Annotated in this window: 12 protein-coding genes and 2 pseudogenes; 10 read left to right on the forward strand and 4 right to left on the reverse strand. The window is 36.0% G+C overall.

The genetic code is table 11. The features are described from left to right. Positions 1-15 precede the first annotated feature (15 nt). The gene (locus Y7E_RS0103465) at positions 16-1638 is read right to left on the reverse strand and encodes a lactate permease LctP family transporter (protein WP_017149922.1); all 1623 of its coding nucleotides are present in this window, start codon (positions 1636-1638) and stop codon (positions 16-18) included. A 285-nt stretch (positions 1639-1923) separates the two neighbouring features. Between Y7E_RS0103465 and Y7E_RS0103470 the strand changes: the two are divergent. The 6 genes and pseudogenes from Y7E_RS0103470 to Y7E_RS0103495 form a co-directional block, all read left to right on the forward strand. After that, positions 1924-2541, forward strand: a pseudogene (locus Y7E_RS0103470) (IS200/IS605 family accessory protein TnpB-related protein); the annotation flags it as partial. Between the two features lie 630 nt (positions 2542-3171). Then, positions 3172-3459, forward strand: coding sequence for an ArsR/SmtB family transcription factor (locus Y7E_RS0103475; RefSeq protein WP_003195107.1), 288 nt, complete (start codon positions 3172-3174; stop codon positions 3457-3459). Between the two features lie 116 nt (positions 3460-3575). Next, on the forward strand, positions 3576-3755 hold the full coding sequence (locus Y7E_RS0103480) for an acid-soluble spore protein H (RefSeq protein ID WP_017149925.1): 180 nt from the start codon (positions 3576-3578) through the stop codon (positions 3753-3755). Between the two features lie 220 nt (positions 3756-3975). Next, on the forward strand, positions 3976-5343 hold the full coding sequence (locus Y7E_RS0103485) for an APC family permease (protein WP_017149926.1): 1368 nt from the start codon (positions 3976-3978) through the stop codon (positions 5341-5343). Positions 5344-5353: 10 nt separating this feature from the next. Further along, positions 5354-6958: an amidohydrolase gene (locus Y7E_RS0103490; RefSeq protein WP_017149927.1), complete on the forward strand. Its 1605-nt coding sequence runs from the start codon at positions 5354-5356 to the stop codon at positions 6956-6958. A gap of 19 nt (positions 6959-6977) precedes the next feature. Beyond that, entirely contained in the window at positions 6978-7844 is an 867-nt protein-coding gene (locus tag Y7E_RS0103495; protein ID WP_017149928.1) for a carbon-nitrogen hydrolase, read from the forward strand. A 45-nt stretch (positions 7845-7889) separates the two neighbouring features. On the opposite strand, the gene Y7E_RS0103500 is transcribed toward Y7E_RS0103495, so the two are convergent. Continuing rightward, the gene (locus Y7E_RS0103500) at positions 7890-9281 is read right to left on the reverse strand and encodes a peptide MFS transporter (RefSeq protein WP_017149929.1); all 1392 of its coding nucleotides are present in this window, start codon (positions 9279-9281) and stop codon (positions 7890-7892) included. Between the two features lie 379 nt (positions 9282-9660). After that, positions 9661-10626 (reverse strand): ABC transporter substrate-binding protein, encoded by a 966-nt coding sequence (locus Y7E_RS0103505; protein WP_017149930.1) that lies wholly within the window; start codon positions 10624-10626, stop codon positions 9661-9663. 173 nt (positions 10627-10799) lie between these two features. Here Y7E_RS0103505 and Y7E_RS0103510 point away from each other — a divergent pair, with 173 nt between their 5' ends. The 3 genes from Y7E_RS0103510 to Y7E_RS0103520 are packed head-to-tail and all read left to right on the forward strand — an operon-like array spanning position 10800 to position 13741. Then, positions 10800-11804 (forward strand): FecCD family ABC transporter permease, encoded by a 1005-nt coding sequence (locus Y7E_RS0103510; RefSeq protein ID WP_017149931.1) that lies wholly within the window; start codon positions 10800-10802, stop codon positions 11802-11804. Continuing rightward, entirely contained in the window at positions 11801-12859 is a 1059-nt protein-coding gene (locus tag Y7E_RS0103515) for a FecCD family ABC transporter permease (protein WP_017149932.1), read from the forward strand. Before Y7E_RS0103510 ends, Y7E_RS0103515 begins: the two co-directional genes overlap by 4 nt. Positions 12860-12913: 54 nt before the next feature. After that, the gene (locus Y7E_RS0103520) at positions 12914-13741 is read left to right on the forward strand and encodes an ABC transporter ATP-binding protein (protein ID WP_026049073.1); all 828 of its coding nucleotides are present in this window, start codon (positions 12914-12916) and stop codon (positions 13739-13741) included. A gap of 332 nt (positions 13742-14073) precedes the next feature. On the opposite strand, the pseudogene Y7E_RS31345 reads toward Y7E_RS0103520, so the two are convergent. Then, a pseudogene (locus tag Y7E_RS31345) lies at positions 14074-14273 on the reverse strand (SAM-dependent methyltransferase); the annotation flags it as partial. Between the two features lie 213 nt (positions 14274-14486). Here Y7E_RS31345 and Y7E_RS0103525 point away from each other — a divergent pair. Continuing rightward, positions 14487-15677: a glycine C-acetyltransferase gene (locus Y7E_RS0103525; protein WP_017149934.1), complete on the forward strand. Its 1191-nt coding sequence runs from the start codon at positions 14487-14489 to the stop codon at positions 15675-15677. Positions 15678-15699 lie beyond the last annotated feature (22 nt).

Raw genomic sequence — 15699 nt, forward strand, 5'->3', positions numbered from 1 at the left:
GATCGTTTTCAGCTTTTAAAAGATATTAAATATAGAAGTTAATTGAAGTAGGCTAATTATTGCTAAGAAAATTAAGCTATATTTCATTGCTGTTTTAAATAGAGCAGATTCTTTACCAACTAGTCCAACGGCTGCACAAGCAACTGCTACTGATTGTGGTGAAACCATTTTTGCCATTGTACCACCGACTACGTTTAATGCAACCAGTGTAGATGGAACGATATCTAATTGAGCTGCAGTTACTGCTTGAAGCGGTGCGAATAAAGAACCACTTGATACTACTGAACCAGTTAAGAATACGCCGATCCAACCTAGGATTGGAGATAAGATTGGGAAAGCATCACCAGTAGATGATAAAGCTAGTCCAAGAGTAGAAGACATACCAGAATAGTTTGTTACATATGCTAATGCAATTACACTACAAATTGTATAAATTGGCGCTTTCAATTCTTTTAATGTTTCAATAGTTAGTTCTTTAACTAATTGCCCTTTTGCACGATATACAAGTAAAGATACGATAATTGCTAGCACAATCGCAGTAGTTGTAGATGAAAATACATCTAGCTTGAAGAGCGCTGCAAATGGTGTGTCCGCATTTACAATAGGTGTTGTTTTAATTACTTGATTGTGTAAACCAGGAATTTGGATGTTCCACACTAAGCTTCCTAATGCACCGTCTGGAGCAAATAAGCCTTTGATCACTTTTAAATTGAAAATTGTTACAAATGCAGTTAGAAAAGCAAATGGTGACCAAGCATATAGAATTTGTTTCATTGTGTAACCATGCTTTTCCACTTGTTGATCTGTAGCTTGAGCTGAAGATTTTGGTTGCCATACACGTAAGAATAAAGCTAATGCTACCATGCTGACAACAGCTGCGAAAATATCAGTCAATTCAGCACCAAGGAAATATGTTACAACAAATTGTGTAATGGCAAATGAACCACCACTTACAAGGATACCTTGCCAAGTTTCTTTAATCCCTTTAAAACCGTCTACCATTGCAACAAGTAAGAATGGTAATGCAAAGCTAATGAAAGGTAATAACGTTACAGTTTGCCGCCCAACAATTAATGCATCCATCTGTGTTAATTGAGCAGGTACTGTAACTGGAATACCCATTGCTCCCATTGCTCCACCAGCAATATTTGCAACTAAGCAAATACCTGCTGCTTTTAATGGATTAAAGCCCATACCTACAAGTAATGCTGCTGTAATTGCAACCGGTACGCCAAAACCAGCTGCACCTTCTAAGAAAGCACCGAAAGAATAAGCGATTAACAAGACTTGAAGACGACGGTCGCTTGTAATACTAGAAATACTATCACGAATAACATTAAATTGTTCAGTTTTTACTGTTAATTTATAAAGAAAAATTGCTGCAATAACGATTGTACAAATTGGATAAAACCCGGCTGCTACTCCAAATGCAGCGGATGATACTGCCATAGTTGCAGGCATCTTGTAAACAAATATGGAAAGAATGATTGCTAAAATTACGCTATAAAGCCCTGATAAATATCCTTTAACTTTAAATACTGTTAAACAAAGAACGAAGAATAAAATTGGAAGAGCGGCAACAAGTGCTGATAACCAAATGTTGTTTAACGGATCATAAATTTGTGTCCAAGTACTCATAATAATGACAACTCCTATCTATAATATGTGAAGATATTCACATTAATTTGTGAAACAATTCACAATCAACTTACATTGCTAAGTATATTCCTGTTCAACACTATTGTCAACGTAGAAAAGTATAATTATTCTATAATAGTGCTAACTGTAAAAAATCCGCTACATTTTGTTCATAAACTAGACAAAAAATAAAAACCCGTATGCTGCAAAGTATACGGGTTTTTATAAGTTATCCATGTATTCCTTCATATTTTCATATGTCATAGGCCCTACATGTTTAAAATGAATTACACTTTGGATGGAAATTATAAAGGGAGTGGTTCCTTCCGTTTTTCAGTTATAGGTAAATCTGCTGGACAAATCACAAAGATAATCGAAGCGGAAGTGATTCGCTTAGTTAATTTAGCAGAGCGGTATAACAAGCCGATTGTAATCGAGAAGTTAGATACCGCACAATCGAAGGCAGGTGATCGGTACGGAAATAAGCGAGTGAATCGAATGAAGAGTCTGTTCGTTTATCAGAAGATGACAAATGCGAGTCTGGGTCGTGCGGATAAAAGGGGCGTGGCTGTCTTTCAAGTCAATCCAGCTTACACTTCTATCTCAGGGAAGATGAAATATATGCGGAAACTTGGGGTTTCAATCCATCAATCAGCGGCCTTTACAATTGGTCGTCGTGGATTAGGATACAAAGAGAAAGTGCCTCAGGTGCTTCAGTCTTATATTCCAAAGAAAGATGCACATCACTGGAGCCATTGGCATCAATTAAACAATCGATTGGATATTCGTACGTATCATTTCTATCAGTTATATCATGTAAATCAGCCGAAAGAGGCATTACAAATCGAGCGATTAGACTTATTTGAGAGCGAAAAGAAAAAACTGGAAAAACTGTTTGCATAATGAAAAAAGATTCCCTTGTCCCAGTCTCTTACGCTTGTCACCAGAGCAGATAACAGGTCTAGGAACTGGATGCATGGCATGGTGTTCTTCGCCTCGATATAGGAAGAAAGTAGCTGTACCTTTTCTGCTTTCCTCGGGAGATAGAAAGAGGTCGTCTTGCCTAAGGACACTACCGAATTTCTATATCGTTGTATCCTCTTTGTTGAACGAGAGGAAGTGTTTTTGTTAGGGCGGAAACAGTATAATCCCCCATCTCAAGCTCATATAGAGGTAGGTGGGGGTAGTTCAATGGTCAAATAACTTAAAAAGATTACATTTGCATATCATTTCAGAACAGTATTTTACAATATCATTACAAGAAGTAGTGTAAGTAAAAAAATATAACAAAAAGGTTGAGAAAACAGCATTTAGAAGCAAAGTATTCCCATCTGTATGTTTTGCTTTTTCACTAAGCCGTGTAGTATAATATTCAAAATCAACAGGGATTTTTGCCCTTAATTGTATGTTGATAAAAGGAGGAAATAATTTTTTTATTTTAGGTTGATAAAGTTGTGTCGTAACAGGAAATATAAAAACAAATATATAAATAAATAAAAAAGAAAATAAAAACGAAAAAATGAGGGGAACTTTATGAATCAAAATCAATTTGATTGTCGTATTTCAGAAGAGGATGTACAAATGCTACGAGCGTTAGCTCACCCACTCCGCCTTCGCCTTGTAATGGAGCTTATGGGACGCGGAACTTGTAACGTAACGCAATTGCAAGAAGTATTAGAAATTCCGCAATCTACTGTTTCACAGCATTTAACGAAATTAAAGCAGAATAAAGTTGTTCGTTTTGAAAGACGTGGCTTAGAAGTATATTATCAAGTGCATAATGAGAAGGTAAGTGAAGTTGTAAAGACATTATTTTCGTAAAATTTGAATATTATGGAAAAAGACGTATAGAAATATACGTCTTTTTTTATGGAATATATTCCATAAAGATATGAAAAGATAAAAAGGAGTGTAATAAGTAGAAGGAGAGATACTGAATGGATGTAAAGCGTGTGAAACAAATTTTGTCATCTTCGAGTAGAATCGAGGTAACTTATCATGGTGTGCCAGTATGGATTGAAAGTTGTGATGAGGGAAGTGGAATCGCAAATGTACATGATGTGAAAACACCACATGAAACAGTGCAAGTAGAAGTTACAGCGTTAGAAGAGCAATAAAAAGCGAAAGTTAGCTTTCAGGAGCTAACTTTCGCTTTTTATTTATAGAAATAGAAGGAAATATGCAATAATTCATAGTTTATGCATATTGGTATATTTTTGTGGATACCAACTTTTGGTTTTTTCATCGAAAAGCTTGAAAAAAACAGTTTTTTCTATGTAACGACAAATTGGAACATGATTTGCATAGAGTAAGTAACAATAAGAAGGAGGTTGAAAAGTGAAGAATGAAATGAAGCTAAAGCGTTCGTTGAATTTTTTTCAGTTAGTATTACTAGGTTTAGCTTACATGGCGCCATTAACCGTATTTACTACGTTTGGAGTTGTAGAATCTTTATCAAAAGGTGTAATACCAACGGCGTATATACTTGCGCTATGTGCCATGTTGTTTACGGCATATAGTTACGGACAAATGACAAAGGCCTATCCGATTTCTGGATCTGCTTACACGTATACGCAAAAATCTTTGAGCCCAGGGCTGGGTTTTATGGTTGGTTGGATAATTTTAATGGATTATTTGTTTATTCCCATGATTAACTTCCTCATAATAGCACTTTATTTATCCGAATATTTCCCGTCTATTCCTTCTAGTATATGGATTGTTGCCATGATTGTAATTGTTACTGTAATCAATATTGTAGGGACAAAATTAACGATTACAATGAATATGATTTTTTTAGGATTCCAGTATTTCGTATTGCTTTTGTTCTGCATCTTATGTGTAACCTCCCTCCTCAATGGGAATGGAGAAGGAACTATACTTTCATTAAAACCATTCATAAATTCTGACTCATCAATTTTAGCTGCATTTTCTGGCGCAGCAGTTCTTTGTTTATCTTTCTTAGGCTTTGATGCATTAACAACCTTCGCGGAAGAAACGATCAATCCAACAAAAACTATCCCAAAAGCAATATTCTTTGTAATTGCTTGTTCTGGTAGTTGTTATATTCTTGTTTCTTATTTGGCACACTTAATTCATCCGGATTATTCATCTTTTAAAAGTCTAGATACAGCAGCTGCTGAAATTGCTAGAATGATAGGCGGAAATTTATTTAATGCTATATTTCTTGCAGGAATGATAGTAACTTCTTTTACTTCAGCTTTGACTTCTCATGCTAGTGTTTCACGTATTTTATATGCAATGGGAAGGGATTCGGTATTGCCAAAAACATTCTTTTCCTATATACATCCACGCTTTCAAACACCTATCAAAAATATTATTTTAGTGAGTATTTTTGCTCTAGCTGCACTATTTACTGATCTTGTTACAATCACTTCTTTCATTAATTTTGGTGCACTAATTGCCTTTACATTTGTAAACATCTCAGTTATTGCTCATTACTTTGTTAAAGGACGTCAGAGATCTTTAAAATCTACAATTTTATATTTTGTGATTCCGTTAATTGGTGCGAGTATAACGATCAAGTTATGGAGCGATTTGGATAAGATGTCTATGGTACTAGGAGGAATATGGGCTCTTGTTGGGATTGTTTACTTACTCTATATTACGAAATTATTCCGTGTTCAACCACCACAAATGAATTTTGATGAATCACAGAAAGAAGATGGACAAGAATTATCGATTTAGGAGGAGAATGATGACGAAAAAAGCAGATGTTATTTTAAGTAGTAATGCTGTGTTTACAGGAACGAAAGAAACCTTTATCTCAGCTTCTGTTGTGGTTAAAAATAATAAAATTATTGCTCTTGTTCAAAAAGATAAAATTCAAGATTATGTTGATTCTCACACAATGATATATGATTTTGGAAATCAGCTTATTATGCCTGGATTTCATGACTTTCATATTCACCTTATGCTAGGGAGCTTAGTGAATGAGGGGGTACAACTTATTCATGCACGCTCAGCTAAAGAAGTTGCAAGGCTTGTAAAGAAACACGCTGATACAAATAGAAATGCACCTTGTGTGGTTGGAAGTAGTTGGGAGCAGAATTTGTGGGAAGCTCAGGAAGAACCCCATCGAAATATATTAGACGAATTCATTGCAGACAGGCCGGTGTTTTTATATCATGCTGAATTTCATTGTGCGTGGCTAAACAGTAAGGCCTTAGAAATGGCGGGGATTCATAGAGGAACGAAAAATCCACCCTATGGAGAAATTGTGAAAGATCAGAATGGCGAGCCAACAGGAATCTTAAAGGAAAATGCAGTAGGATTAGCGACAAATGTATTACAGTTTAATCCTGAGCGGAATAGAGTATTGCTTCAGAGTTTTTTAATGGAAGCTGCAAAATATGGTGTAACCTCTGTACATGATTTATTGAGAATACCTGAAATGGGTGTAGAAGAAGCGGAGCTATATGATGAATTCGAGAAGGAAGGTAAGTTAACAACAAGGGTCCATTTTGTGGCTCCTCTGAATGGAGATTTAAAATTAGCAAAACGTTTAAGTGAAAGGTATCGCTCTAATATGGTTCAATTTTGTGGGTTTAAACAATTTATAGATGGTGTTACAACAAGCTATACAGCGTACTTACTAGAACCATACTGTACTCACACGACAAATGGTTATACAACTTATCCTCCAGAAATAATAAAAAAATGGACAGTCGACGCGGATAAAGAAGGGTTTCGTGTAAGGTTTCATGCGATTGGGGATGGGGCAGTACGTTTAGCGCTAGACGCTTTTGAAGAGGCACAAATACAAAATGGTAAAAGGGATGCAAGGCATGCAATTGAGCATGTTGAAATGATTCACCCAAGCGATATTGAGAGGTTTCAAAAGTTAGGTGTACTGGCGTCTATTCAGCCTGAACATATTAATCTTACTAGTAGAGAAGTATATAAGAAGTTAATTGGATCAGAAAGAATGGAGCACAATTATTTAATTAAAACGTTAATGGATTCAGGTGCAACGCTTGCATTTGGAAGTGATTATCCTGTAGTTACATTAAATCCGTTACCGGAAATTTATAGGGCAGTAACAAGGTTAGATGATGAAGGCGTAGAGTGGAATTTACAGGAAAGAGTTTCTTTACGGGCATATACATATGCTCCTGCATATGCTTCATTTCGTGAAGATGAACTAGGAACAATAGAAGTAGGAAAGTTAGCTGATATAGTCGTATTGGATCGTAACTTGTTTGATGTACCTGTGACAGAAATTAAAGAAGCGGCAGTTACTTTCACAATGGTAGATGGGAATGTTGTATTCCAAGCTGAAAAGCAAAGTGTCAAAAATTAATAGCAGGAGGGAAAAGAGAATGAGCACGATTACAATAGGGTTAGTTCAATTAGCATGTAGTGAGAATATCAAAATAAATATAGAAAAAACGATTGAAAAAGTAAGAGAAGCAGCGAATAAGGGTGCTAAGATTATTTGTTTACAAGAGCTTTATCATGCCGAGTACTTTGCTCAAAATGTCTCTGTTTATAATTATGAATTAGCTATTTCTTTTAAGCATGGTGCATTACAAATGATGCAACAATTAGCGAAAGAATTGTGTGTAGTCTTAATCGTTCCTTTTTATGAATGGGCAGCAAAGGGGATTTATTTTAACAGTGCAGCAGTTTTTGATGCTGATGGTAAGTATTTGGGAACAACACGTAAAAATCATATTCCGGATGGTCCAAATTATCATGAAAAATATTATTTCACACCAGGGAATACTGGCTATCCAGTATATGATACGACATATGGGAGGATAGGAGTTGGTATATGTTGGGATGAGTGGTTTCCTGAAGTAGCGAGAATTTTGACATTAAAAGGTGCAGAAATATTATTTTATCCTTCAGCGATCGGTTCAGAGCCCGATTATCCAGAGCTTGCTACAAAGCAAGCTTGGACAAAAGCTATTTCAGCTCATGGTATTCATAATGGTGTGTTTGTGGCCGCTGTAAACCGTGTAGGACAAGAAAAGGATATGACATTTTATGGAGGTAGCTTTATTAGTAATCCAATGGGAGAAATTATCTGTTCTTTAGAAGAAGAAGAGGGAGTGTTAATTCAAACAATTGATACGAAGGAAATTGAAAATGTTCGTAACCTTCTTCAATTTTTAAGAGATCGCCGTACTGATACGTATTTGCCATTGTTAGAAAAAGAAGCGCTAAAATCAGTGGAATTATAAAATAAAAAGAGACTCTTATAGCAGAGTCTCTTTTTATTGATTTTCTTATTCCATCATACGTGCAATTTTTTTAGAGAACATAAGAAGTACTAAGCCAAGTACAATTACAATAATACCGATGCTTGCAAACACTTCTAAATATCCTAAAGATTGTGTGAAAGCAGCTAATGCACCAGCAAGGTAGTTTGCCATACCAGAACCTGCTAACCATACTCCCATTAATAGAGATGCTAATTTTACAGGAGCTATCGCACTTACCATTGATAGACCGATTGGTGATAAGAATAATTCACCAATTGTATGGAACATATATGTGAAGACGATGAATAATAAGTTTGCTTTAGTAGCAATATTGGCTTCGTCGCTTCCAGTTTTCAGAACAGCTAAAGTTAAAACAAGGTAACCTATACCTAGTAAAATCATACCAAGCGCCATTTTTGTCGGAACTTTTAAATCTCCACGTTTTGACTTAGAAAGTTTCATCCATAACAGAGATACAAATGGAGCTAATAGTACGATAAATGCCGGGTTAACAGATTGGAACCAAGATGTTGGAACTTCCCATCCGAAGATTGTACGATCAACAAATGTGTTTGTATATAGTGTTAAAGAGCTACCAGCTTGTTCAAAACCTGCCCAGAAGAAAACAACGAAGCAAGTTAAAATAACGATTGCCCAAGTACGGTTCTTTTCTTGTTTTGTTAAAGGTTTTTTCTCAATTACTGGTGCATTTTTATCTTTTGATTTTTTACCTACAATTGTTGTTCCTGCTTTACCAAGGTAACGAGGAGCTAATAGGTTAAAGAAAATTTGTCCAATAATCATACCGATACAAGCTGCAAGGAACCCGTATTTATAACCCATAACCATAACGCCATCAACGCTTGTTTTAAAGAAATCTTCTGCTAGGAAACCACAAATAAGTGGTGCAAAGAAAGCCCCTACGTTGATACCCATATAAAAGATTGTGAAGGCACTGTCACGGCGTGAATCATTTTCGCCATATAGTTCACCTAGCAATGTTGAAATATTTGGTTTGAAGAATCCATTACCAATAACTAATAATCCTAATCCTAAAAAGAGACCAGTTTTTGTATTCATTGAAAAGAGTACAAAGTTACCAAGTGCCATAATAATACCACCAAGGGTAATTGCATGACGTCTTGTAATAAAGTGGTCAGTTAACCATCCACCAATAATCGGTGTGAAATATACTAAAGCTGTGAAAATTCCGTATAATTGCACTGCAAAAGCTTTATCGAATCCAAGGCCTCCGCTTACAACAGTTGTTGTTAAATAAAGAACTAAAAGACCACGCATTCCGTAATAACTAAATCTTTCCCACATTTCTGTTAAGAACAACAAGTATAATCCAGGTGGATGTTTTTTTGGTGATTGTTGCTCTCCAGCTTTGTCTAATTTTAAAGCTGCATCCATATTGCTTCCCCCTAATCCTGTATAACGGATATTTATGTAATCATTTTAATTTACAAAATATTTAGAAGTCAATAGAATTATATGGAAATAGAAAGAAAATTTCTTAAATAATCTATTGAATCTTAACCGTTACTGTATTTTTCCCTGAAAATTAGATAATAAGCGTTTTCAAATGTAGTATTTGAATTTCAAAAGAAGATAAAATAATGATAAATCAGAAAATTTAGATTAAAATAACTATTCTGATATAAAGAAAATATATTTTATTTACTTTTATAATATAACATATTGGGAATAAAAATACAAAACGAAATAATGTGACACTTCCGTGAAAACGAAATAAAACAGCTCCCAAAAGGGGAGCTGTTTTAGAAAAATATTATTTTGCAAAGCGTTTTTCAATGTCATCTAGCATTAAGTTTGCAGCCATTACACCGCCAGCTGTATTCCAAATTACATCGTCAACTTTGTATACTTTACCATTCTTGGAAGCATTTAAGTTTTTGAATAGAGGATCATTGATATATTCTTTCTCTAATTCAGAACCTTTTTTCTCATTTCCTTGATTGTAAGTGAAGTAGAAGATGATATCGCCATCCATTGCAGGAATGCGTTCTTTAGACACGTTGCGTTCTGCAAAGTCATTTTTGTTTTGATCACCAGGACGTTTGAAACCAAGTTCTTTTAAAATAACACCAGAGAATGTATCTCCGTGATAAATACGAACATCGCCAGGCATAAAGCGCACCATAGAAATTTCTTGATTTACTTTATCTCCAAGTTTGCCTTTTAAGTCTTTGATACGTTTGTCGTAATCAGCTAATACCTTTTGACCTTCTTTTTCTTTATTTACTGCTTTTGCATAAAGTTTAAAGTTATCTTTCCATTCACCGCGTAATGTTTCTGAGAAAACAGTAGGAGCAATGCCATTTAATTGCTCGTATATTTTTTCGTGACGCAGTTTGTTACCAATGATTAAGTCAGGTTTTAAAGAAGCAATTGCTTCTACATTGGGTTGAAGCTCAGTACCGACAGTTTTTACATCTTTCAGTTTATCCTTCGTATGTGGATACCATGGGTTACCGGTAGGTGATTCAGCAGCACCGACTGGTGTTACACCAAGGGTAAGTAAAGCTTCTGTTCCTTCATTTGTTAAAATAACAACACGCTTTGGATTAGCAGGAACTTCCGTTTTACCCATTGCATGTTCTACAGAAATCATTTCTTTCTTTTCTTCTTTTTTAGGCTCCGCTTTGTTATCAGATTTCCCACATGCCCCTAATAGAAGTGAAAATGATAACACGAATACAAATAATACAAATGATTTTTGTTTGATGAAATTCATTATGTATCCCCCTTAAAAATTGAGAATAATTTTCATTATCGAATTGATATTACGACCTTGCAACTATATTGTCAATAGTAATAATTGACAATAATAATTGTTATCATTGACAATGTAAATTAAGTTGCAATACACTAACAATGTATCATTATACATTGAAGGAGAAACGCTGCATGTTATTAAAAACAAATCGAGCAAAATGCGTTGGATTATTTGTTGGAATCATTGCAGTTATTACTTGTATTTGGGGAAGTATTATTTTGGGATATACAAATACAAGTGGGAAATTAGCACTTGATGCTTTTTTTCATTTTAATGGTTCGAATGAACATATTATTATTCAAAACGTACGGTTACCGCGTGCGCTTATTGCCGCTAGTGTCGGTGCAAGTTTAGCCATCGCTGGTTGCTTAATGCAAACTTTAACTAAGAATCCACTTGCTGCTCCGGATTTTATCGGATTAAACTCAGGTGCTGCCTTTTTCATTGTTGTAGCAATTGTTGTTTTTTCGATAACATCTTTATCAGCGTTTACGTGGATTGCTTTTTTAGGTACAGCAGTTGCTGCGGCACTCGTATTTGCATCTAGTTCTTTAGGAAAAGAAGGGACAACTCCACTTAAGTTAACATTAGCAGGGGTAGCGATAAGTGCCTTATTTTCTTCTTTAACGCAAGGATTACTTGTATTAAATGAGAAAGCGTTAGAAGAAGTATTATTTTGGCTTGCTGGTTCTGTACAAGGTAGAAAGTTAGAAATATTGCAATCTGTATTCCCTTATTTATTAATAGGGTGGATAGCATCTCTTATGATGGCAGGAAAAGTAAATACATTAATGATGGGAGAAGATGTTGCGAAAGGGTTGGGGCAACGAACTGTTTGGATGAAATCATTGGTACTACTCATTATTGTTTTACTGTCTGGCGGCTCAGTTGCTGTTGCAGGTCCAATTGGTTTTATTGGAATTATTACTCCTCATTTTGCAAGAGCTCTTGTCGGTGTAGATCATCGTTGGAGAGTTCCATATAGTGGGTTGTTAGGTGCCATTTTGTTATTACTTGCAGATATTGCTGCAAGATATGTCATTATGCCACAAGAAGTTCCAGTAGGGGTTATGACAGCATTTATTGGTGCACCATTCTTTATTTATATTGCACGTAAGAGAGGGCTTAGCAAATGAAGAAGTATATTCCGTTTCGTATAGGAAAAGACGGCCTCTCGTTTTTAATGTATAAACGAGCTTGTCTCGTCTTGTTAGGTTTATTAATTGTTTTAATCGGATTATTTTTTGCAAGTGCAGGTATGGGGGAGATGAAAGTGTCTCCATATGATGTATGGCAAGCAATTACCGGAAACGGTGATGCAATGTCTAATATGGTTGTAAATAAGTTTCGTATGCCACGTATTTTAATTGCAATTCTTGTAGGAATAGCTCTTGCTGTAGCTGGATGTATTTTACAAGGACTCGTTAGAAACCCGCTTGCTTCTCCTGATATCATTGGGATTACGGGTGGTGCAAGTGTAGCAGTTGTACTATTTCTTGCTTTATTTAGTGATAAAAATAATGCATTAACAGTAAGCATTCATTATATGCCGCTAGCGGCCTTTATTGGGGCAACTATCGTTGCAATTTTTGTATATTTATTTGCATGGAGAAATGATGGATTATCGGCGATTAGTCTTGTTTTAATTGGTGTTGGATTTTGGGCACTAACGAAGGCTGCGACAACATTGTTTATGCTGTTAGCACCAATCTATCAAGCGAGCCAAGCAAATGTGTGGATTACTGGTACTGTTTACGGATCTTCTTGGCAAAATGTAGGAGTGTTAGCACCTTGGGTTCTAATTTTAACAGTGATTGCGTTTGTCGCTGCAAGGCATTTAAATGCACAAGAACTTGGTGATGATATTGCTACCGGACTTGGTATTCGCTTAACGAAATCTAGATTTTTCCTATTGCTCCTTAGTACAGCGTTAATTGGAGGAGCGGTTGCTTTTGCAGGTGGAATTGGCTTTGTTGGTTTAATGGCACCGCATATTTCAAGAAGATTAGTTGGTTCTTTATATGGGGCATTACTTCCAGTGGCTGCTATTGTTGGTGCAATTTTAGTACTTGCTGCCGATTTAATTGGCCGTACAGTCTTTGCTCCGCTTGAAGTTCCAGCAGGTGTATTTACATCAGCAATCGGTGCTCCGTATTTTATTTATTTACTTTATAAAAGTCGAAATTCATAAAGGTAAAGCGTACATAGATGGTTTTCTATCTATTAAAAAACGGAGTAAAGGGAGATGAACATGCAAAAAGCATTAGAGACAAAATCGTTAACATTGTCTTATGGTGAAACAATTATTATTGATGAATTAAATTTAGAGATCCCAAAAGGGAAAATTACGATTTTTATCGGTTCTAACGGCTGCGGAAAATCAACTTTATTACGTTCCCTTGCTCGTTTATTAAAACCGACATCGGGTGATATTTTATTAGATGATAAAGCGATTCAAAATATGCAAACAAAGCAAATTGCCCGTCAAATGGCAATTTTACCACAAGGACCTCAAGCTCCGGAAGGACTGACTGTACTACAACTTGTGAAACAAGGACGTTATCCATACCAAACATGGCTGAAACAATGGTCAGAAAAAGATGAAGAAATGGTACAAAAAGCGCTTGCGGCAACGGGTATGACGGAATTTGCTGAGCGTGATGTTCATGCTCTTTCAGGTGGACAACGTCAGCGTGCTTGGATTGCAATGACACTAGCGCAAGATACAGATATTATACTGTTAGATGAGCCAACAACATACTTGGATATGACACATCAAATTGAAGTACTAGATTTATTATTTGAATTAAATGAAACAGAGCAAAGAACAATCGTTATGGTGCTACATGATTTAAACTTAGCCTGTCGCTATGCAGATAATATTGTAGCTATTCAAGATAAACAGATCTATGCACAAGGGAAACCGGAAGAAATTGTTGATTGTAAATTAGTTCGTGATGTCTTCCGTATGGATTGCCAAATTACAACAGATCCGTTATTTGGAACGCCGCTTTGTATTCCGCAGGGAAGAGGAAGATGTTTAATTCCACAGGCAGCGCAGGTAGTGAAATGACAAAAGCGATGAAATTTCATCGCTTTTTTGTTTATCCCGCTATTCTAGGGCAGTAATACTCCCACCTCAAAATTCGGCGAAAGCATTGTCCAGCTCTAGCGGCTAGAATCTCCGGTCGTTTCGCCCCCTCGGACGAGGCAAAAAGCGCCTCTCTGTCGGGTGCTCCAACGTCCTGCGATTCTGAGCGAGCCGCTTCCGCTTTTCTAAAGAAGTTAGGTGGGAGTATTACTGCCCGTAAAAGCCCGATTGGTGAGGGCTGATAATCAGTGGAGGATGGAGAAAATCCCCACTGATTAAACTTTCACTTTATTTTTTGCAAGAAAATAGAAGACAGAGAGGCATCCTTTTTGTAATAATTCCACACCAAATTTGGCATTACCGCATCCTAAGTCAAGAATGTTCTTCCCTTTAATATCCTCGATGAGCTGCAATAAAGCTGGTTTTTCGATTATATCATTTGGCGATATCTACGATTCATGTACTGTTCAAAAAAAGAGTCGTCATTATATACTTCAGATTCTGTAAATGCCACTTTCTCAGCTCCTAAAAATATTTTTTTATTCTATCAAACATTCAAAGCAAATAATAGATTTCTTTTGCTTAATCATATATAATCTAAAAATGTAAGCGTTTTCTTCGAACTATTTTTCTATAACAAATTTCGAAAACGTGTTAAGCTAGTAGAGGGATTATTGGAATTATTAAGACAATAATTCGCTTACATGAACGATGGGGAGGCTTCACGATGTCTAGTAAAACACTTGCAAACTTTTTGGAAGAAAATTTAGAAGATTTAAAAGCAAAGGGACTTTATAACGTAATTGATCCGCTAGAAAGTCCAAATGGACCAATCATTACAATTGGCGGGAAAGAATATATTAACTTATCTTCAAATAACTATCTTGGTTTAGCAACAGACGATCGCCTGCAAGAAGCAGCAATTGGTGCAATTCATAAGTATGGCGTTGGTGCGGGAGCGGTTCGTACAATTAACGGTACTCTTGATTTGCATATCAAATTAGAAGAAACAATTGCCAAGTTTAAACATACAGAAGCAGCGATTGCATATCAATCAGGATTTAACTGTAATATGGCAGCGATTTCAGCTGTTATGGATAAAAATGATGCAATTCTCTCTGATGAATTAAACCATGCGTCTATTATTGACGGCAGTCGTTTATCAAAAGCAAAAATTATTGTTTATAAACATTCTGATATGGATGACTTACGCAAAAAAGCAACTGAGGCCAAGGAATCAGGTCTTTACAATAAATTGATGGTTATTACAGATGGCGTGTTCTCAATGGATGGTGATGTTGCGAAACTACCAGAAATTGTTGAGATTGCAGAAGAGCTAGATTTAATGACATATGTAGATGATGCACATGGTTCAGGTGTACTTGGAAAAGGTGCAGGTACTGTAAAACATTTCGGACTTTCTGATAAAGTAGATTTCCAAATTGGTACATTATCAAAAGCGATTGGGGTAGTCGGTGGATATGTAGCAGGAAAGCAAAACTTAATTGATTGGCTAAAAGTTCGTTCACGTCCATTCCTATTCTCAACAGCTTTAACACCAGCAGATGCTGCAGCTTGTATGAGATCGATTGAAATTTTAATGGAAAGCACGGAATTACATGATCGCTTATGGGAAAATGGTCGCTATTTAAAACAAGGTTTAAAAGAGCTTGGATTTAACATTGGAGAAAGTGAGACACCAATTACACCTTGTATTATTGGCGATGAAGTATTAACACAAGAATTTAGTAAACGTCTAAATGAAGAAGGTGTATACGCAAAATCAATTGTGTTCCCAACTGTAGCAAAAGGAACAGGTCGTGTTCGTAATATGCCAACAGCAGCACATACGAAAGAAATGCTCGATGAAGCGATTCGTACGTATGAAAAAGTGGGCAAAGAAATGGGAATCATTTAACATATTTACATCTTTTGAAAGC

The organism is Bacillus bingmayongensis (assembly GCF_000299035.1).
GTDB classification, from domain to species: domain Bacteria; phylum Bacillota; class Bacilli; order Bacillales; family Bacillaceae_G; genus Bacillus_A; species Bacillus_A bingmayongensis.